Origin of the sequence: Neisseria montereyensis, from assembly GCF_024834045.1 — a bacterium.
Classification (GTDB): domain Bacteria; phylum Pseudomonadota; class Gammaproteobacteria; order Burkholderiales; family Neisseriaceae; genus Neisseria; species Neisseria montereyensis.
This window is the reverse complement of the sequence record NZ_JANUXW010000009.1, coordinates 29,863-50,550: the sequence shown is the minus strand read 5'-3', so window position 1 is coordinate 50,550 and position 20,688 is coordinate 29,863. Positions and strand designations below refer to the sequence as shown.

21 protein-coding genes and 1 pseudogene are annotated in these 20,688 nt (G+C 44.6%); 15 read left to right on the top strand and 7 right to left on the bottom strand.

Annotation, left to right across the window (positions count from 1 at the left end):
- Positions 1–4 precede the first annotated feature (4 nt).
- From NXS09_RS09195 to NXS09_RS09180, 5 genes and pseudogenes are all read right to left on the bottom strand, one after another.
- Entirely contained in the window at positions 5–445 is a 441-nt protein-coding gene (locus NXS09_RS09195; protein ID WP_259292232.1) for a tripartite tricarboxylate transporter TctB family protein, read from the bottom strand.
- A 222-nt stretch (positions 446–667) separates the two neighbouring features.
- Positions 668–1,663: a Bug family tripartite tricarboxylate transporter substrate binding protein gene (locus tag NXS09_RS09190; protein WP_259292231.1), complete on the bottom strand. Its 996-nt coding sequence runs from the start codon at positions 1,661–1,663 to the stop codon at positions 668–670.
- 338 nt (positions 1,664–2,001) lie between these two features.
- A pseudogene (locus NXS09_RS10825) lies at positions 2,002–2,139 on the bottom strand (hydroxyisourate hydrolase); the annotation flags it as partial.
- A 54-nt stretch (positions 2,140–2,193) separates the two neighbouring features.
- Entirely contained in the window at positions 2,194–3,573 is a 1,380-nt protein-coding gene (locus tag NXS09_RS09185; RefSeq protein WP_434803018.1) for an FAD-binding oxidoreductase, read from the bottom strand.
- Between the two features lie 202 nt (positions 3,574–3,775).
- Positions 3,776–4,102 carry a hypothetical protein gene (locus NXS09_RS09180; RefSeq protein WP_259292230.1) on the bottom strand — a complete coding sequence of 109 codons (327 nt, stop codon included), beginning with the start codon at positions 4,100–4,102 and terminating at the stop codon, positions 3,776–3,778.
- 481 nt (positions 4,103–4,583) lie between these two features.
- Between NXS09_RS09180 and NXS09_RS09175 the strand changes: the two genes are divergently transcribed.
- Positions 4,584–5,063 (top strand): FKBP-type peptidyl-prolyl cis-trans isomerase, encoded by a 480-nt coding sequence (locus tag NXS09_RS09175; protein ID WP_259292229.1) that lies wholly within the window; start codon positions 4,584–4,586, stop codon positions 5,061–5,063.
- A gap of 221 nt (positions 5,064–5,284) precedes the next feature.
- Here the strand turns inward: NXS09_RS09175 and NXS09_RS09170 are convergent, their stop codons facing one another.
- Positions 5,285–5,560, bottom strand: coding sequence for a hypothetical protein (locus NXS09_RS09170; RefSeq protein WP_259292228.1), 276 nt, complete (start codon positions 5,558–5,560; stop codon positions 5,285–5,287).
- A gap of 310 nt (positions 5,561–5,870) precedes the next feature.
- On the opposite strand from NXS09_RS09170, the gene NXS09_RS09165 reads away from it, so the two are divergent.
- From NXS09_RS09165 to NXS09_RS09105, 13 genes are all read left to right on the top strand, one after another.
- On the top strand, positions 5,871–6,557 hold the full coding sequence (locus NXS09_RS09165) for a S24 family peptidase (RefSeq protein WP_259292227.1): 687 nt from the start codon (positions 5,871–5,873) through the stop codon (positions 6,555–6,557).
- 181 nt (positions 6,558–6,738) lie between these two features.
- Complete coding sequence (gene tsaD / locus NXS09_RS09160; RefSeq protein ID WP_259292226.1) at positions 6,739–7,800, top strand: tRNA (adenosine(37)-N6)-threonylcarbamoyltransferase complex transferase subunit TsaD; 1,062 nt, start codon at positions 6,739–6,741, stop codon at positions 7,798–7,800.
- A gap of 129 nt (positions 7,801–7,929) precedes the next feature.
- Positions 7,930–8,826 (top strand): tyrosine recombinase XerC, encoded by an 897-nt coding sequence (locus tag NXS09_RS09155; protein ID WP_259292225.1) that lies wholly within the window; start codon positions 7,930–7,932, stop codon positions 8,824–8,826.
- Between the two features lie 142 nt (positions 8,827–8,968).
- Positions 8,969–10,078: a methyltransferase gene (locus NXS09_RS09150; protein WP_259292224.1), complete on the top strand. Its 1,110-nt coding sequence runs from the start codon at positions 8,969–8,971 to the stop codon at positions 10,076–10,078.
- A 155-nt stretch (positions 10,079–10,233) separates the two neighbouring features.
- Positions 10,234–11,226, top strand: coding sequence for an ornithine carbamoyltransferase (locus NXS09_RS09145; RefSeq protein WP_259292223.1), 993 nt, complete (start codon positions 10,234–10,236; stop codon positions 11,224–11,226).
- Between the two features lie 130 nt (positions 11,227–11,356).
- Positions 11,357–12,862, top strand: a complete 1,506-nt coding sequence (pta, locus tag NXS09_RS09140; RefSeq protein WP_259292222.1) for a phosphate acetyltransferase — start codon at positions 11,357–11,359, stop codon at positions 12,860–12,862.
- A 344-nt stretch (positions 12,863–13,206) separates the two neighbouring features.
- Positions 13,207–13,482, top strand: a complete 276-nt coding sequence (locus NXS09_RS09135) for a type B 50S ribosomal protein L31 (protein ID WP_259292221.1) — start codon at positions 13,207–13,209, stop codon at positions 13,480–13,482.
- Positions 13,483–13,484: 2 nt separating this feature from the next.
- Positions 13,485–13,610, top strand: coding sequence for a type B 50S ribosomal protein L36 (ykgO, locus tag NXS09_RS09130; RefSeq protein ID WP_151050307.1), 126 nt, complete (start codon positions 13,485–13,487; stop codon positions 13,608–13,610).
- Positions 13,611–14,049: 439 nt separating this feature from the next.
- On the top strand, positions 14,050–14,787 hold the full coding sequence (locus tag NXS09_RS09125) for a methionine ABC transporter ATP-binding protein (protein WP_259292220.1): 738 nt from the start codon (positions 14,050–14,052) through the stop codon (positions 14,785–14,787).
- A 1-nt stretch (position 14,788) separates the two neighbouring features.
- Entirely contained in the window at positions 14,789–15,475 is a 687-nt protein-coding gene (locus NXS09_RS09120) for a methionine ABC transporter permease (protein ID WP_259292219.1), read from the top strand.
- A gap of 75 nt (positions 15,476–15,550) precedes the next feature.
- Positions 15,551–16,486 (top strand): MetQ/NlpA family ABC transporter substrate-binding protein, encoded by a 936-nt coding sequence (locus NXS09_RS09115; protein WP_259292218.1) that lies wholly within the window; start codon positions 15,551–15,553, stop codon positions 16,484–16,486.
- Between the two features lie 272 nt (positions 16,487–16,758).
- Positions 16,759–17,559: an enoyl-ACP reductase FabI gene (fabI, locus tag NXS09_RS09110; protein WP_259292217.1), complete on the top strand. Its 801-nt coding sequence runs from the start codon at positions 16,759–16,761 to the stop codon at positions 17,557–17,559.
- 280 nt (positions 17,560–17,839) lie between these two features.
- Positions 17,840–18,715 (top strand): RnfABCDGE type electron transport complex subunit B, encoded by an 876-nt coding sequence (locus NXS09_RS09105; protein WP_259292216.1) that lies wholly within the window; start codon positions 17,840–17,842, stop codon positions 18,713–18,715.
- Between the two features lie 68 nt (positions 18,716–18,783).
- On the opposite strand, the gene NXS09_RS09100 is transcribed toward NXS09_RS09105, so the two are convergent.
- Positions 18,784–19,824: a DUF2157 domain-containing protein gene (locus NXS09_RS09100; protein ID WP_259292215.1), complete on the bottom strand. Its 1,041-nt coding sequence runs from the start codon at positions 19,822–19,824 to the stop codon at positions 18,784–18,786.
- Between the two features lie 453 nt (positions 19,825–20,277).
- Here NXS09_RS09100 and NXS09_RS09095 point away from each other — a divergent pair, with 453 nt between their 5' ends.
- Positions 20,278–20,538, top strand: coding sequence for a hypothetical protein (locus NXS09_RS09095; RefSeq protein WP_259292214.1), 261 nt, complete (start codon positions 20,278–20,280; stop codon positions 20,536–20,538).
- The last annotated feature ends 150 nt before the right edge of the window (positions 20,539–20,688 follow it).

Here is a 20,688-nt window from a genome sequence, read left to right as displayed (position 1 = left end):
CTTATCAACCGAATATGCCCAACAACGGCAGCGGCACGTCAAGCAGGGTATCGAATAAAATAAACAGCAACACCCCCATCACCACGCCTGAAATTAAACAATGCAGCGTACGCCCACCAAACAATTTACCGATGCAAAAAGCCATTAATGCCGTTGATAGTGGAAAACCAAGCACTTCAAATAAAAAAGCATAAGCCACCATACAAGCAATACATAAAGCGATTTTCTTCACAATCGCCGGCGTATAACCCAAAACAATCGGCTCCCCACGCGGACGCACCAATAAAAACAGGCAACACAAACCGAGCAAAGACAAAATCAATATCGGATAAGGCCGCGGCCCTAAAGGATCATACGCAATCGGCGCCGTATAACCCCATGCCAGATAAAGTAATCCGCACACCATCAATAAAAGCGCTGCAGAAAATAAACGTTCGATTTTCATATTATGAAACTCCACCGAAAAATACGGTTTTAGCGGCTATCACCAAGCTTTATTCTCAGAGGCCGTCTGAACGTTTCAGACGGCCGTATTATTCATTGTGAATCATATAGCCTAATCAGATAAATATCCGGCCCTAACCGCACTCATCTTCTGATACAGACGATAAAGCCGGCAACCGAAATTGCCGACTTTTATCTGCCACCATAGTGATATGGTTTGAAATTATTGCGCCAAACCAAACTCTTTAGTTAATACACGCATTTCATCAGTGGTTTTATCCACATATTGGCTCAACTCTTCGCCCGTCATCGCAAACGGCAATAAATCACGCTGACTGCGCAACTCGGCAAATTTAGGATCTTTCAGCATCGTGTCAAAACTGTTTTTCCACCATGTATAAGCCTCTTCACTTACTTTCGGGCCCATATAATAGCCGCGGACAACCGGCCATTCGACATCATAGCCCTGCTCTTTCGCCGTCGGAATATCTTGCAGCTTGCCGCCCAAACGCTCAGGTGAGAAAACGGCCAACACACGGATTTTACCCGACTCGACATGCGGCCCCATCTCGGCAATACCGGCACTCACCACATCAATATGATGACCCAATACCGACGTTACCGCCTCACCGCCGCCTTCCAAAGCGACATAGGTCATGTCTTTCGGCTGGATACCGGCCACTTTAGCCAACATAGCCGTTTGCAACCAGTCTTGACCGCCCACACTACCGCCCGCGCCAAAACTAACGGCTTTCGGATCTTTTTTCAGCGCATCTACCAAGTCTTGAAGGTTTTGTAATGGCGAATCGGCATTCACGGCAACCATACCGTAATCGGTGCCAACCGCTGCTAACCAACGAACATCTTTTTCAGTATATTGACCAAACTTACCTTGTGCCAAATTCAATAGAGAGCCGGTTGAAAACGCAATAATCGCATCATTATTCGAAGCATCGTTCGCTACAATTTTGTTATAAGCCACCGCACCGACACCACCGGGCATATACGTTACCCGCATCGGTTTTTCCAACAACCCGGTATCTTTCAATCCGCTTTGTGCCAATTTACACGTTAAATCAAAACCACCGCCGGGCTTGGCAGGCGCAATACATTCAGGCTTATCCGGCATCCCTGCTACAGTTGTCCCTTTATTACAGGCGCTCAAAGAAAGTGCAGCCGCTGCAGCAAACCCAAATAACGCATATTTTTTATACTTCATATATTTCTCCAAAGAAAGTAGCGTAATACCCCATCAATATTACAATGATTGGAATTACATGGTGGGCAGAAAATAAAGGATAATATACCCTTTGTCAATTCGATTCAAATTGAATGAATACTTTACCATTAAAGCCCGCACTAACTGGAAAGCTAAACATTATCACACCAATAGATATGCATAAAAATATTCATATACAATAATATCAACGGGATAGATAGAAACAATATAATGATTTTATTATGATTCGATTAAGGTAAATAAATTGAATAAAAATAAATAAAATACAAAAAAGCCGTCTGAAAAATTCAGACGGCTTTTTTATATTTATACAGCCATCAGCTGCCCCGATAAGTAGAACAACCAAATGGCGATAATGTAATCGGTACATAATAATGTTTACCGTTTTTCAATTCAAAAGAAACCTCTACAAACGGATAGAAATTATCTACTTTATCCCGGACAAAATATTCTTTGGTTTTGAATTCAGTTTAAAATAAGTCCCTTTTCCCCTATCGGCCATTATCCAACTAAGGCAACAATTTACCCGGATTCATAATATTATACGGATCCAACTGCTTTTTAATGGCACGCATCAGGTTAATTTCCACTTCACTCCGTACTTTAGATAGCCAATGTTTCTTAATCTGCCCGATACCATGCTCTGCGGCAATGGTTCCCTCGCATTGTAAAACATTTGTATAAACCACCTCATTGACCGCATTCTCGTACTCATAAACCCGATTATCCGAAATATCCGGCAAAAAAGTATTGTAATGCAGGCTGCCGTCGCCCAAATGGCCGAATACTACGATTTGAATATCTTTAAAGGCCGTCTGAAGTGCTGTGCCGCAATTTTCCACAAACTCCGCCACACGGACAATCGGTACGGCAATATCATGTTTGATGCTGACACCGAGATTACGCTGTGCCGCAGAAATATTTTCACGCAGCCGCCATAATTCCGAACGCTCCGATTCCGAAGATGCCAAAACCGCATTATCAAAACCGTTATCCATTAAAAACTCAGCCAATAAATCACCTAAATCTTCATGCGCAACCGAATCGGTTAATTCCATCAACACATGCCACGGCGCCTCAATAGGCTCGCGGCTTTGGCTAAAATCGGCCGATAAGGTCAATGCAAATTGACTGATAAGCTCGAAACTGCTTAAGCGTCCGGCAAATGCACCTTGTGCCAACGATAATAAATTTACCGCCTGTTCAATAGATTGCACACCCACCCAAGCAGTCTCTTTAATGATTGGCTGAGCGAATAATTTTAGCGTCGCACCGGTGATAATGCCTAAAGTACCTTCGCTACCAATAAAAAGATGGCGTAAATCATAACCGGTCGTATTTTTATGAAGCGGATTTAAATGAGATACCAGTTCACCATTAGGCAATACAACCTCCAAACCCAAAACCAAATCACGCATCGTACCATAACGCAATACATTCAATCCGCCGGCATTGCAGGCAATATTACCGCCAATCTGACAAGAGCCCTCACTGGCCAGACTAAGCGGAAAAAACCGCCCTGCATCGGAAGCCGCTTCTTGCACGTTTTGTAACACGACACCGGAATCTACCGTAATCGCATTATCCGCCACATTAATTTCTCGAACACGATTGAGCTTGGATAAATTGAGCAACACACCGCCATCCGGCACCGCTCCGCCACACAATCCGGTGTTTCCTCCCTGAGGAGTAACGCTAATCCGGCTCTCAAAGCAAAAAGCCATTAATTGCCGGACATGATCCACCGTTTCAGGTTGTACGATAATATCGGCATGCCCCGTATAACGCCTGCGTTGATCTGTCAGTAGAGCGAAGCCATCTTCCGGTATTTCCGAAGACTTGAGAAATTGTGTTAATTTTTTCTTCATTTCTATCGGGTTTATGTTCATATAAATACCATCTGAAAATATGATAAGCAATAGCCTTTAGTTTCAAAATGAATTATAAAGATATAAATATATATTTACACATAAGATTAAAAAGTATATTGAAACAACTATTGATATTAAAAGAGTTTAATACTAGTAAATAAAAAAGCGGGGTACATCCGTACCCCGCTTTTTTACATATCCGAAAATATGATGATTTAGTTTAGTTTGCAGCAGCAGAAGCTTCGGCAGCAGTTGCAGCAGCAGAAGCGGCAGCATCGGCAGCAGAAGCGGCTTCAGCAACAGCAGAAGCAGCATCACCATCACCTTCAGCCATAGCTTCTTGAGCATCAGCAGCAGCTTCAGAGGCAGCTTCTTGGGCATCAACAGCAGCTTCAGAGGCAGCAGTAGCTGCATCTTGTAAAGCTTCAGATGCATTTTGAGCAGCTTCTTGTGCATTTTGAGCAGCATCTTGTGCTTGTTGTGCATTATCACCACAAGCAGCTAAGAACAAAGACATTAAAGCAGCAGCAAGTAAAGATTTTTTCATTTTCAAATACCTTTTAAATCGATTTAAAAAACAAATATGAGGTAATCTTCTTTAAGTATAAGCCTCATAAGAATTCATCGCTGAACCTTGACAATTATGCATGATAGGAAAAATCAATGCAATGTAAACAGTTTGCACTTTCAGCAAGAATATGGTGGTTTAGTCACCTTTACTCTCGAATAAGTTCGGTATATAAAGAAAAAAAATTACGTTTTTTTGTAAAAAAATAAATTTTCGCATCTATATTTCAAAATTAATTTTCAAGCAATAAAAATTAAAAAAAATAATTTATAAAATCGAATTTTATTGTTATTTCAACAAATAGTTGCATGTAAGCAACATAGCAAAAGTAACCATCCGCCTCTTTCGTATCACTTTTGCAGGCTGTATAGTCCCTTTCATACATTCTGTTCACTCATGTTGTGCTACAATTATCACTTTATTTTTCATTAATTATATAAAACGCATAAGGATCTTCCGCATGGCTATTCAAAAAAATTCCGTTGTCACGCTTCACTATAAAATGTTTGATGCAAACGAACAACTTATTGATGAAACAGAGCAACCGATCGTTTATCTCCACGGAGGTTACGACGGCATTTTCCCTTTAGTGGAAGAAGCCTTACACGGCAAAGAAGTCGGCGATACAATTGATATACAACTGGCTCCGGACGACGCATTTGGCGAACAAAATCCGGAATTGGTACGCATTGAAAGTGTAGACGTTTTCCCCGTGGATGTAGAAGTCGGTATGATGTTTGAAGCTGACGACCCGGAAACCGGCGACGTATGGGTTTACCGTGTAACCGATGTTGCCGACGGCAAAGCAGTTGTTGACGGCAATCACCCTTTGGCCGGCATGAAAATTCACTTCCAGGCAACCGTAGAAGATGTGCGCGAAGCAAGTGAAGAAGAAATTGCTCATGGCCATGTACACGGTGAACATGGTCATCATCATTAAAATATTATTCAATATGGCAACGGTCGGCTTAGCCGACCGTTTTTCTATTTTATTATTCCTACTTCCTAATTAGAAGATGCTTAACAGGTTGGTTTAAAAGATACCCCATAGGCCATTTGAAATATTCCTTACCGCCCTTTCTTCCATTTCTTATCTAATTAAATTTATTTTTAAATCAAAAAATTATCTATCATCAGCGACAACACTCCGAACAAACCCGTTTATTCATAAACCACGCCATCCATTAAACCTTCGGCATCCAAGCCATTATAAGATTGCTCCCATGCTTGTGCCGCCTCTACCGAAGCACATTCTTGTGAAAGCGCCCGTTCGATACTGTTCATTTCTCCGGCATGCTGCTTATTTAAGCTACCGCACCCTAATTCATAAGCAAATACTTCTGCCGATTTTGCACCAAGAGAACCGGAAGAAAGCCCTGCCAATACCACAGCAAAAACACCGGCAAGCATGAAACTTTTGTTTCGACGATTTTTCATCATTGACTCCCTATACGTTATTAGATTAACCAAATTAAAAAATCCGATATCATTAGATATGATTTTTAATTCTGACTATCTTGTATGAAAAACTTTAATTCAATGCCTTAATAATTTATTTTTACTACAATTCAAAAATCAATATTCGTAAAATCTAAATTTTTTACCATATTACTAAGATAAAATTTAAAATGCAATAGTTTTTCTTACCAAAAGTAAAATAAAACTTACTTTTTATTCAAAATTAAGATAAAATAAACCTAAAACAACCCTTGTATACATCAAAGCCATATACAAACTAAGGATAAATATGGATACTTTCAAAGACAGATTAGCTTTTCTTTGGAAAGACGAAGCCAAGCAGGCCAAAATTGCCGCCGATATTGAAATGACAATCGCCGGATTTAGCCGGATTTGGCACGAAGGCGGCCTGCCCAAAGCAGAAACCTTAAAAAAAATTAAGCAATTAAAAGGATGCAGCATAGATTGGCTGCTAACTGGTGAGGGCGAACCTTATCCCGATGCGCAACGGCAAGCAAACCATGCGGAAGACACACTCGGCAATCCGGTTGATATTGATGAATTTGTATTTATCCCCCGCTACGATATTCAGGCGGCCGCCGGACACGGAAGGCTGGTAGAAAATGAAAAACCTTTGTTTACAATGGCTTTTAGGCGGTATTGGATAGAAAACTACATCACACGCGACACCAAAAACCTTTCTGTGATTTCCGTAAAAGGCGATTCGATGGAAGGCGTGCTTAACGATGGCGACTCTATTTTGATCAACCACGGTGAAACCACACCTCGCGACGGTTTGTATGTGTTGCGTTTAAATGAAAACCTATTGGTAAAACGCTTGCAATTAATGCCCGGCGGCGTCATTAATGTGATTTCGGCCAATGAAGCTTACCCGACATTTGAAATCCATTTAAATAATATGGATGAAGACATTGCCATTATCGGCAGAGTGGAATGGTTTGGCAGAAATATCTAATCCTGTTTTAGTCAGTCGAATCATACGCAAACCGTATTAACAAACCTATGGGCAGATTTCATAAAGGCCGTCTGAACAAAAACAATGTAGCGTTTCAGACGGCTTAAAGCGATACACAAACATGCTCTCAAGAAATCCGCTAAAATAATCTGTTTTTTACTTTTCAGACGGCCTCTTAAATATGTTGGTATTGGGAATAGAATCTTCTTGTGATGAAACCGGTGTAGCACTTTATGATACCGAACGCGGATTGTTGGCACACCAACTACACACACAAATGGCAATGCATGCCGAATATGGCGGCGTTGTGCCCGAGCTTGCCAGCCGCGACCACATCCGCCGACTGGTACCGCTAACCCGTGGCTGTTTGGAAGAAGCCAATGTTCAATATGCCGATATTGATGCCGTAGCTTTCACACAAGGCCCAGGCTTAGGTGGCGCGCTATTGGCCGGTTCGAGTTATGCCAATGCACTGGCTTTTTCGCTCAACAAGCCCGTTATTCCCGTCCATCATTTGGAAGGTCACCTACTATCCCCTCTACTTGCCGAACAACAGCCCGAATTCCCCTTTATTGCCTTATTGGTATCCGGCGGGCATTCCCAGTTTATGGCGGTACGCGGCATCGGCGACTACACCTTACTTGGCGAGAGTGTCGACGATGCGGCCGGCGAAGCCTTTGACAAAACGGCCAAACTGCTCGGCCTGCCCTACCCCGGCGGCGCCAAACTTTCACAACTGGCCAAACTCGGCTCACCGGATGCATTCCAATTTCCGCGCCCGATGCTGCATTCAGACGATTTGCAAATGAGTTTTTCCGGCTTGAAAACAGCAGTACTCACCGCCGTGCAAAAAGTCCGCGAGGAACACAACGGCGAGATTCCCGAACAAACCCGCAACGATATCTGCCGTGCATTTCAAGATGCCGTTGTGGATGTATTGGTTGCAAAAGCGCACAAAGCCCTTTTGGATACCGGTTTCCGAACCCTTGTGGTTGCCGGCGGCGTAGGCGCGAACTGGAAACTTCGTGAGGCATTAGGCCGTCTGAAAGTACAACCCAAAGGCAAAGGCCGTCTGAAACCGGCGGCTGAAACCATTGATGTTTATTTTCCACCAATGGAATACTGCACCGATAACGGCGCTATGATTGCTTTTGCCGGCGCCATGCGTTTGCAAAACCAACAGGAAGCCGGAAAATTTAATGTTAAACCGCGTTGGCCGCTAACCGATATTGTCCGCCGTTAAAACCATAAGATTTTATGCCTTTACGACAAAATTTACCGTATCCTATTGTTACCTATAAAAATTACAAGGAATCATTTATCCAACCCCAAAGCCTGACTCCCCCGCGCCAACCAGCCAAGGCGGTATTTTATGCAGCTAGCCCATTTTTTTGACTATCAAGACAACTACATCACCTCACTGCAACAACAGGCGAAATCCGTGCATACCGTTGCAGCATACCGTCGCGATTTGGCACAACTGCAAAGCCTGCTGCCCGAACATACCGATACGGAACCGGCACACCGCCGCCACTTCACCGCAGCCTTAAAAAAGCTATCGCAAATGGGAACAAGCGAGCGGAGTATGGCGCGAAAACTTTCCGTTTGGCGGCAATACAGTAGCTGGTTGCAACAACAAGGGCTGATGAATCACGACCCGATGAGTGGCTTGAGTGCGCCCAAAATCCCTACAAGATTGCCGAAAGCCATTGAACAAGAAACCCTTAACCATCTATTAGACCATGACACCGACAATGAGCCGCTATCTTTGCGCGACCATGCTATTTTTGAGCTGATGTACGGCAGTGGTTTACGGGTTGGCGAAATCCATAAGCTTGATTTGGATGATATTTTATTGGACGACGGTTGGGTCGGCGTATGGGGTAAAGGCAACAAACAACGCCGCGTTCCACTTGGCCGAAAAAGCATTGCCGCACTTCATGCCTATCTAGCACAACGCCATGCGGCAGAGGGCGAAAAAGCTTTATTCACAAACCGTCAAGGCAGCCGCTTAGGAATCCGTCAAATTCAAATCCGCCTGCGTGAATGGGCTTTACGCCACGGCAGCCCGCAGCACATTTCCCCGCATATGCTGCGGCACAGCTACGCCAGCCATCTGTTACAATCCGCCCACGATATTCGGGCGGTACAAGAATTACTCGGCCACAGCAGCTTATCCACCACTCAGATTTACACCAGCTTGGATTTTGATCATCTAGCCAACGTTTACGATGACACCCACCCAAGAGCCAAACGGAAAAAAGACTAGTTTTTTTCCTTCGTAATCAATCGGTTCTACCTGAATAACAAGCCGCCTGAAAAACATAACTATGCCCGACTCCGTGGGATTCGCAAAACGATTGCGATAAAATGAGCGGCGTCCTCTATTCATTCCAAATACTATATAACCCATGCCTATTTTTATTCCCACTAATTACGAAACAACCATCGAATGGCGCAACGAAAGCACGCAAAAGCCGCCGCAACAAGCGGTTTACCGGCAAGAAAGTAATGCCCGTTCCATTCTAAAAAACGCTTATGCCAACACCGCAACGGTCTGGACAGGCGATTTTCACAATGCCAAACAAGTATTGGTCGCTATCAAAAAACAACTTCACAAAGCTAAAACCAAACCCGCCACCGATATTCAGACGGCCTTTCATACCCACCGTATGCGGCAGGCGCAAAACAGCCGTATTGTGAATATGCTGGCAGTTGAAATCGGCACAGGTTTCAGTTTGGATTTACCGCGCGCGCCTATCATTGCCGATGCTTTAGCCGACGTATACGGCACACCCAACAACCAAGCTTTTTTATTGCCGCTGAATCTTTTGCTGGGTTTTATCGGCGCCCACGAATGGCATAAAAAAGGCGTTTATATTCCCGCTTTAAATACCGAAATCCATGTTCCTTTCGGCGTATTTTCCCCCTTACGCGGCGAATATCTCGACCTTATCGCACAAGCACCGCTACCGCCAAATTGCCAAACCGCTTTCGATATCGGCACTGGTTCGGGCGTTATCGCCACCCTACTTGCCCGCAAAGGCGTACCGCATATTACCGCCACCGACACCAACCCGCGCGCCATCACCTGCGCCGAAAGCAATATCCGCCGTCTTGGTTTTGCCGACGCCGTCCATATAGAAAATACCGATTTATTCCCGCAAGAGCGTGCCGATTTAATTGTCTGCAACCCGCCTTGGCTGCCTGCCAAGCCCACATCGGCCATCGAATCCGCACTATACGATCCTGACAACGCCATGCTGAAAAGCTTTCTGAATGGCGTGAAAAATCATCTGAATGAAAACGGTGAAGCATGGCTGATTATGTCCGACTTAGCCGAACACCTGCATTTAAGAAAAGCCGATTTTTTAGCACAATGTTTTCAGACGGCCTCGTTAAGCCTTATTGATGTATCCCACACCGCACCCAAACACCGCAAAGCCTATGACAACGAAGATCCGCTCGCCTTTGCACGCCGGCAAGAAACCACTTTCCTTTATCGCTTAAAGACCGTCTGAAAAATATTTGCCGCCGTCGTTTCCTTTGATTATGACGGCAGCACCGATTCGCAAACTGCTTGATTTGAACGAATATCAAAAATAAACTACTATTCCCTCCATGCCCTATCGCAGGCCGTCTGAAAATATAGTTTCCGATTAACCGAAAGCCCGCCATGAATCTAAAAAATCGTCACTTCTTAAAACTGCTGGACTACACATCTGCCGAAATAGAACATTTGTTGGATTTATCTGCCGAACTCAAAGCCGCTAAAAAAAACGGCACTGAAAAACAAACCCTAACCGGCAAAAATATCGCCTTGATTTTTGAAAAAACCTCCACCCGAACCCGTTGCGCTTTCGAAGTCGCCGCCCACGATCAAGGCGCATCGGTTACCTATCTCGAACCCGGCGGCAGCCAAATCGGACACAAAGAAAGCATCAAAGACACCGCTCGCGTATTGGGCCGCATGTTTGACGGCATCGAATACCGGGGCTTCAGCCAAAACACGGTTGAAGATCTGGCCAAATATGCCGGCGTACCCGTTTTCAACGGCCTAACCGATGAATTCCACCCCACCCAAATTCTCGCCGACATGCTAACCATGCGCGAGCATTGCCAAAAACCGCTTCGTGAAATCGCATTTACCTATATGGGCGATGCCCGCTTCAATATGGGCAACTCCCTGCTATTGGGCGGTGCTTTACTCGGCATGGACGTCCGCATCGGCGCCCCCCGCCACTTATGGCCGTCTGAACAACTGATTAAGCAAGCACATGAAATTGCTGAAAAAAGCGGGGCACGCATATTGTTAACCGATAATCCGCAAGAAGCCGTTAAAGGTGTCGACTATATTCATACCGACGTATGGGTTTCTATGGGCGAACCGGAAAGCGTATGGAAAGAACGTATTGAATTACTCACACCTTACCAAGTCAATGCCAAACTGATGGCCGACTCCGGCAACCCTGATGTGAAGTTTATGCACTGCTTACCGGCATTCCATAACCGCGAAACCAAAATCGGCGAATGGATTTACCAAACATTCGGCATGGACGGCGTTGAAGTTACCGAAGATGTATTTGAAAGCGAAGCATCCGTGGTATTCGACCAAGCCGAAAACCGTATGCACACCATTAAAGCCGTGTTGGTCGCATCACTTTCCTAATTCTCAGCAAGCCGTGTTGGTTTTACCGTCACATTGTAATTAACGGTATAACCGGCACGGTCTAAGTGATAGAATCAGCAACATCTTTGCTCCCCTATATTCACAAACAAAGAAAAGGACAAAATTATTTATGGCTACTGTATTGATTGTACCCGTATCCACCCGCTCAGACAGCTGGGCTGTTACCCAAGCCGTAGCAGCGGCATTGCCGGATGCAACCGCTTCCCGCGCTTTCGATGAAACCGGCGAAGCAGAAAAAATGCTTTGCGAAGGCAGATGTGATGACTGGCTGGATATGTTGGTGACCAAAGTATCTAAATTAGATACAGAAAACGTTGTTATCAAAGGGATTAAACCCGATCCGGAAAATATTTTCCTATCTTCACGCAATATCGAACTGGCTTTATCACTGGATGCCAATGTTGTCTTTGCCGTATCTGCCGAAGGCAGAACACCCGAATATCTGGCGGCACAACTCAATACTGCCAAGCAAGCCTATGCAACTGCCCCTGATGTATTGGCCGGCTTCGTGCTCGACGCCGCTGATGCCGGTACCGGTGCCTCATTGGCCGAACAAACCGGTTTGACCTATATCGGCTCAAAAGACAATATTGTTAATACTGATTTATTATTGAAAAAAAGCGGCCGTATGTCTCCGGCACAATTCCGCGTGAATATGATGGACGCCGCACAGAAAGCCAACAAACGTATCGTATTGCCTGAAGGTGCCGAGCCGCGCACGGTACAAGCGGCTGTTATCTGTCATCAGAAAGGCATTGCCCGCTGCGTATTATTAGCCCCTCGTGCCGAAGTGGAAGCCGTTGCCAACGAACGCCATATCACCCTACCCGATTCGCTCGAAATTATTGATCCGGCGACCTTGGTTGAACAATATGTAGAGCCAATGTGCGAATTGCGTAAAAGCAAAGGCCTTACGCCTGAGCAAGCCCGCGAACAATTGCAGGATACCGTTGTTCTCGGCACCATGATGATGGCGCAAAATGATGTAGACGGTTTGGTATCCGGTGCCGTACACACCACCGCCAACACCATCCGCCCGGCATTGCAATTGATTAAAACCGCACCGGGCGCCAGCTTGGTATCGAGCGTATTCTTTATGCTATTGCCCAACCAAGTATTGGTATATGGTGACTGCGCCGTTAACCCGGAGCCTACTCCCGAACAATTGGCCGATATCGCTATTCAATCTGCCGACTCTGCCAAAGCCTTCGGTATTCCTCCCAAAGTGGCTATGATTTCTTACTCAACCGGCACATCAGGCGCCGGCCCTGCCGTTGAAAAAGTGGCTCAAGCCACTGCTTTAGTGCGTGAAAAACGCCCCGATATTGATGTAGACGGCCCCTTGCAATACGATGCCGCCACCGTGCCGAGCGTAGCCAAGTCCAAAGCCCCGGACAGCAAAGTGGCCGGACAAGCAACCGTATTGATCTTCCCTGATCTAAATACCGGTAACTGTACTTATAAAGCCGTACAACGCAATGCTAACGTATTGAGCGTCGGCCCGATGCTACAAGGCCTGCGTAAACCGGTGAACGATTTATCACGCGGCGCGTTGGTTGACGATATTGTTTACACTATTGCGTTAACTGCTATCCAAGCCGTACAAATGAGTTAACAAACACTGATTGCTTAAACGAGCATAAAGGCCGTCTGAAATTCAGACGGCCTATTTCTTAATCCCAATTCTAAGCATATTGGTACACACTCATTAATATAATTAATTAAATTTCATCAACTATAATAAAAATACTTTACCAAGATGCAACGGTTCCGATTTATAATCGCGCCCTTTATGAAACTATCCAACTATAAGATTTTTCATCTTATGACACTGAAAATAGTCGATTTTATGCCGCAAACAAAACATTCGGCATCTAAGTCTGCATGTATAGAACACTTGATGGCTTTTCTTCAATGAATTAAACTGTTACAATATAAAATTAAAACAAGGATTTTAAAATGAAACCAAATATACACCCCGAAAACTATCGTACCGTATTGTTTTTCGACAGCGGTGCCAATGAAGGCTGGTTGATCCGTTCGTGCACCGACACACACGGCAAAACCATGGAATGGACCGACGGCAAAGAATATCCTGTTTTCATGTTGGATACCTCTTCCGCTTCCCACCCGATTTATACCGGTAAACAGCGTGAATACAACAACGAAGGCCGAGCTAGCAAGTTCAACCAACGCTACAAAACAATGATGAACACATTCAGAAAGGATAAATAATAATGCAAGTACTTTCTTCTTTGAAATCGGCCAAATCACGTCATCGTGACTGCCAAATCGTACGCCGTAAAGGTAAAGTATACGTTATTTGCAAAAGCAATCCGCGCTTTAAAGCTCGTCAACGTTAATATTTTTTGTATCAGCAGATGCAAATCCTATTATTAACAAGCTGCCAAACGGCAGCTTGTTTGTTTTTTAATTTTAAACCATATCAAGCCTGCTCATATTTAACAATTCATCTATCCTGTGTATTACAAGCCATATAGCTGGTAAAATGTGGCAGTAAAATAAACTATACTGATTTATAAAATATAAATTTATTATATAATTCAAATTGTTATAAAAAAATACAAAAATCCTACTAATAAAAAACCCAACCCAACTTGTCAAATAATTTGATTTACAGTAGTATCAACTGAAAATTCATTACGCCGATTTGATACAGCTTGCGGGCGTTAAACAGCTAAAGCGTACAGCTGCAATTTTGCATCTTTCCCTTTTTAGTTTTAGGCCCGCTGTATAACACAACGGGCCTTATTCTATTTACAGATTCGCCGAGGGAATCTTATGATTATTTTGGACAACGTTTCCAAACGTTATCAACACCGCGACAAAACATGGTTTACCGCCGTCGAACCGACCACGCTGGAAATCAAAGCCGGCGAAATATTCGGTTTAATGGGTTATTCCGGCGCCGGTAAATCCACTTTATTACGACTCATCAACTTGCTCGAACGCCCTGATAGCGGCACGGTAACCGTGGGTGGGGAGGATCTAACTGCATTAAGCCCTGCCGCTTTGCGCCAAGCACGCCAAAACATCGGTATGGTCTTTCAGCAATTCAATCTTCTTAGCAACCGAACTGTTGCCGATAATGTTGCTTTTCCATTGGAAATCGCCGGTTGGCCGGTTGAAAAAATCAAACAACGTGTAGCCGAATGTTTGGAAATCGTCGGCCTTGAAAACCGTGCCGGGCATTACCCTGCCCAACTTTCAGGCGGCCAGAAACAACGCGTCGGTATTGCCCGCGCACTCGCTTCCAACCCAAAAGTTATTTTGGCCGACGAACCGACTTCCGCACTCGATCCCGCCACCACCCGCAGCGTTTTAGAATGTTTGGAAGATATTAATCGACGTTTCAATGTGACCATCGTGGTCGTTACTCATGAAATGAGCGTTATCCGCCGTCTATGTAACCGCGCCGCATTATTGCATCAAGGTAAAATCGTTGAAGTTGTGAATGTGGAAAATAACCAGATACACGCACAATCCGAAATTGGCCGCGAACTAGTGAGGGAGGATTAAAATGGCCGATTTGACTTTCTCTCTGGCAGTAGAAACCATCAGCAGTATGCGCGGCGAAATCATACAGGCGTTGTGGGAAACATTTATTATGGTCGGTCTTTCCACAACGTTTGCTACCCTGTTCGGTACCCTTTTAGGCGTATGGTTATTCATCACATCCAGCCGACAGCTTTACTACAACCGCCCGGTTCATATGGTACTGGATAATCTGGTTAACCTCATGCGTGCTTTCCCCTTCGTTATTTTAATGATTGCCATGATTCCGGCAACACGCGCCATCGTCGGCAGCACCATCGGCCCGGTTGCCGCTTCTTTAGTATTAAGCGTTTCCGGCGTATTCTATTTTGCCCGATTGGTGGAACAAAACTTACGCGAAGTGCCGCGCGGCGTTATTGAAGCAGCCAGCAGCATGGGAGCAAAACCGTTAACCATTATCCGCAAAGTACTGCTAAACGAAGCCCGTTCGGGCATGGTTTCCAGCGTTACCGTTTTAGCCATCGGACTACTTTCTTACAGTGCCGCAGCAGGTATGATTGGCGGTGGCGGCCTAGGTGATTTGGCCATACGCTACGGCTATTACCGCTACCAAACCGAAGTGATTATTTTTATTGTGGCAATTTTGGTATTATTGGTTATTATTATTCAGGGCTTAGGGAATTTTATTTCACGGAAACTCGATAAACGTTAACACCGAATTCAACCGCCGTTGGTAGGTTTTCAGACGGCCTTAACTGATTTTTGCACCATTCAAGGAGATCTATTCATGCAAGCATCTACACTATTAAAAAAAACATTCTCTATTAGCGCATTAGCATTGATATTAGCCGCTTGTGGCAGCCAAACAGAAACCGCCTCTTCTGCTGCTTCAGACAACGCAGCTTCAGCACCTACTGAAAAGAAAGAAATTGTTTTCGGTACAACTGTCGGCGATTTCGGCGATATGGTTAAAGAAGAAATCAAACCGCTTTTAGAGAAAAAAGGCTATACAGTTAAACTGATTGAATTTACCGACTATGTCCGCCCGAATTTGGCTTTGGCAGAAGGTGAATTGGATATTAATGTGTTCCAACACAAACCTTATCTGGACGACTTTAAAAAAGAACATAAATTAGACATTACCGAAGTATTCCAAGTACCGACCGCACCTTTAGGCCTCTATCCGGGCAAATTGAAATCCTTAGATGATATTCAAGAAGGCAGCAGCGTTTCCGCACCCAATGATCCATCAAATTTCGCCCGCGCATTAGTGATGATGAACGATTTGGGTTGGGTTAAATTGAAAGACGGCGTTAACCCGCTAACCGCATCGAAACACGATATTGCGGATAATCCGAAAAATATTCAAATTGTAGAACTTGAAGCGGCACAACTTCCCCGCAGCCGTGCGGATGTAGACTTTGCCATTGTCAACGGCAACTACGCCATGAGCAGCGGCATGAAACTAACCGAAACCCTATTCCAAGAACCGAGCTTCGCTTATGTTAACTGGGCTGCCGTAAAAACCGCCGACAAAGACAGCCAATGGGTGAAAGACGTTGAAGAGGCCTATAATTCCGATGAATTTAAAGCCTATGCCAAAGAGCGTTTTGCCGGATACAAATACCCTGCCGCATGGGGTGAAGCTGCCGCTCAAGGCGCTGCCAGCGAAGCTGCGGCAACCGCATCCGCCGTACCCGCCGAAGCCTCTGCCGCCCAATAAATAACACCGTATTTTTTGTTTTGCAAAACGTCTTCCTACAATGGGAAGGCGTTTTTCTTATCGCATACAAATATATAAACGTAATAACTTGATGAGATAAACAGCAGTATGTTTTTATGGTTATTATTTTCAGACGGCCATCATGATTGATACAAAACATACAGGCCGTCTGAAACAGACCTGTCATTTTCTATGCCCTAACCGACAGTTTTGATATAATATGCCGTTTAATCACCCGCAAAACCACTACTAAACACTAAAGGATAACGAACATGGGCTTTTTGCAAGGTAAAAAAATCCTGATTACAGGTATGATTTCCGAACGTTCCATCGCTTACGGAATTGCCAAAGCCTGCCGTGAACAAGGCGCGGATCTGGCTTTTACTTATGTTGTCGACAAATTAGAAGAGCGTGTACGCAAAATGGCGGCGGATCTCGGCTCGGAATTGGTATTCCGCTGCGACGTTCAAAATGATGAAGAAATAGAAAAAACCTTTACCGACTTAGGTAAAGTATGGGACGGCCTAGACGGCTTGGTACACTCTATCGGATTTGCTCCGCGCGAAGCTTTAGATGGCGACTTTTTAGACAGCATCAATCGCGAAGCCTTCAGAATCGCTCACGAAGTTTCTGCTTACAGCCTGCCCGCTTTAGCCAAAGCCGCCCGCCCGATGATGCAAGGGCGTAACGGTGCGATTTTGGCGCTGACTTATCTCGGTGCCGTTCGTGCCATTCCGCATTACAACGTTATGGGCATGGCCAAAGCCAGCCTTGAAGCCGGTATCCGCTTCACCGCTTCTTGCTTGGGTAAAGAAGGTATTCGTTGCAACGGCATTTCCGCCGGCCCGATTAAAACACTGGCCGCATCAGGTATTGCCGATTTCAGCAAACTACTCAGTCATGTTGCCTCACACAATCCGATCGGACGCAATATTACCACAACCGAAGTCGGTAATACTGCGGCATTCCTATTGTCTGATCTGGCCTCTGGCATTACCGGCGAAATCACCTATGTCGACGGTGGTTACAGCATTAATGCACTGAATGACCCCGAAGAAGATCAAGAAGATTAATATGGCCGTCTGAATCCCGTTGTCGGTATTTCCGAATAAACGGATAGATAACGGGATTCGGATAGCTCATATCAAAAGTAAAGCATACGTTTTCAGTTCGGCATCAACCTTCTCATTCTCTAATAGCCGTGTTTAAATAAAATCCATAATACACCTTAAAACACGGTCAAATCATTCGCCATCGTCTATGGTTATGTTCCGGCTATCCGATTGCCAAACGCCCACTAGCCGATTTGCGATAAAATACATATACCTACCTACTACCTATCCGAGCCCTATCATGGATCTTTCCCACCGCTTAGACCAACTACTTCCCCAAACCCAATGCCGGGAGTGCGGTTATCAAGGTTGCAAACCTTATGCCGAAGCTTTGGCAGAAGGCCGAGCCGCTATTAATCTTTGCGCGCCGGGCGGGGAAACGGTTATGTTGGAAATTTCCACTCTACTCAATCAACCTCCCCTAGCACCGGCCAAAATTCAAGAAAAAGCCCTCGCTTGGATTGACGAAGAAACCTGTATCGGCTGCACTGCCTGCATCCGCGCCTGTCCGGTTGATGCCATTATGGGTGCTTCTAAGCTCATGCATACCGTTATCAGCCAAGAATGTACCGGTTGCGGTTTATGTGTCGAACCATGCCCTGTCGACTGTATTTACATGCAACCGGTGCAAACCGATTATTTACCGCAAGCCCGGTTTTTAGCAGATAGCGAATCTATGCCGCGCTTTGCTGCCGCCCAACATGCCCGCCGCCGTTACGATTGGCACCAAGAACGAAAAGAGCGGGATGCCAAAGAACGCCGCCAATATTTAGCCGAACGTGAAGCTTTGGCAAAAGCAGCACAACATACACCGCCCAACACGGCGCTATCAGAAAGCACACCGAAAACCCAAGCCTCATTTAATCCTGCCGACCTTATTGCCAAAGCCATGGCACGCGCACAAGCGCAACAAAATCAAAGGGTGGTTTCCGCCAATCGAGAAACCTATCAGGCACAACAAATCGAAGAAGCCCGTGAACGCGCCACCTACCGCCGTGCCCAACGTGATTTAAAATATGGAACACAAGAGGAAAAAGAAGCTGCCCTCGCCTATCTGCGCCAATACAAAGCCGAGCAAGAAGCAAAAGCGGAAAAATCATCAAACAAGGCCGTCTGAAATCATTTTCAGACGGCCTGTAGTCATACCCTTAATAAAAAAACATCAATATAAATATACTTCAAATTTTAAAACTTTCGCTGCATAAAGCGGCGCATAGACTCAGGCATCTTACTCTGCAATTTTTGTGTTAATACTGCTTCATTTTTCTGCCACCAAACCCCTGCTAACACAATACCCAGCCCTACCAAAGTCAATGAAATCGGGAACAGCCAACTGTCTTTAAATACTTTATCTGCCAAATGCCAAAAATAGCCAAACATTCCCAAAGCTCCGAATACGGCAAATACACGGCGGCGGATAAGCACCCCGCCAAACACCATAGCAGCATTAATCAGAAAATAGCCGAACTTACTCCACTCGCTATCAGAATCCATCATGCTGAGCCCGCCCCAGAAAGTTATCACACCAAACAAATACAGCCAAAACGGATAATCCAGCCGGCTACGGTTGCGGGCATCTATCCAAAGTGCCAATAAAATCATAACCATCCCAAACCAAACCGAAACTTGTTGTTTAAATGCCCAATCATAAACACCGCCTTGACCATAAAAAACCCAGTCGGCAATATCCATCGACATATACCAAAGTGTTACCGCAAGCGGCATCACCAAAAACGGATAGCGATACCGCCAAAGCATGACGACTGCTCCGGCCAACGTTGCCAACTCCATCATCAACCAACGCCAGTCGATCCAACGGTGATAATCACGGTAAACCAGCTCATTATCCGGCCAGAAACCCAATGCCTGCTGCGCACCATAAACCGCCAACGGCACCAAAACCACCACAAATACGGCGCAGATACCGGCCGGAATATGTAAACGGCGGTTTCGGAAATATTCAGTCAGCGCCACCCCTGCTACGCCATAAATCAAGCAAAGCAACACAACGGCCGCTCCACCAAACGTTTCCCAACCTAAAGTCATAAATAAAGACATGGCACCAATGGCCAACAGCCCGCCGATGTAATATAAAACGTGGGTCATACCAAATTGCGGTATATGCTCGTTTTGCTGCTGCCACAGCGCCCATAAATCATCAGCCTGTTTTGCATTGATAATCTGCTGATCAACTGCCTGTTTTAAATGCTGCTTACGGATATCCATTGCCGTTCCTAAAAGAATCAATCGTTCATTAGCAAAAAGTTTTTACACACTGATAAAACATACACCTCTATATATCATTCACATCCATGAATTCATATTTAATTCCATCCAAGTAATACAACAAATAAAATTTTTCTCAAAAATAAAATCGGAATCCGGCCGTCTGAAAGATTTAACAACCTAATATTCAATACTTACACAGTAACTCAATATGGGTAAAAATCATGCATTTTTTCTATATAGACAGTTGTTTATCACAAAACAAAAACTTTTATAACCATTATTCACCACTATTGATTTCCAAATAAGAAACGAATAGTGAATAAAATGCATATTTATTAATTATTGGTTGTTTTATACAATACACACATCAACAAAACAGACAGCAAATTTCAAACGTTGTCTAACATTTAAAATATAAAAACACACCATATACAAAAAGGAATAATCATCATGAAAAAAACCGTACTGACTTTCGCCGCTTTAGCTACTTTCGCCGCTTCTTTCGCTTCTGCCCGCGGTGCCCATATGCCTAAATATGACCATACCAACGACTCAGGCCCGATTGCCGGCTTACAAGCAGTGCAACATGAAGGCATGATCCGCGCCCGCAAAAACGACGACAGCGTTAAATTTATCGCCCCGCGCGGCCAAACTTCCGATGCTGCTTTCCAATACCACTATGATCACTTAGGCCGTACTGAAAGCCGTTAATCAACTATTGAATATTTTAAAAATAAAAAAGGCCGTCTGAAATCTTTCAAACAACCTATTTTATAAACGGTAATTATTTGTATATTAAATATTTTTAATTTGTTTTAAAACCTAAAATCAACCCGACTGTAATAGTCAAATCAAAACATA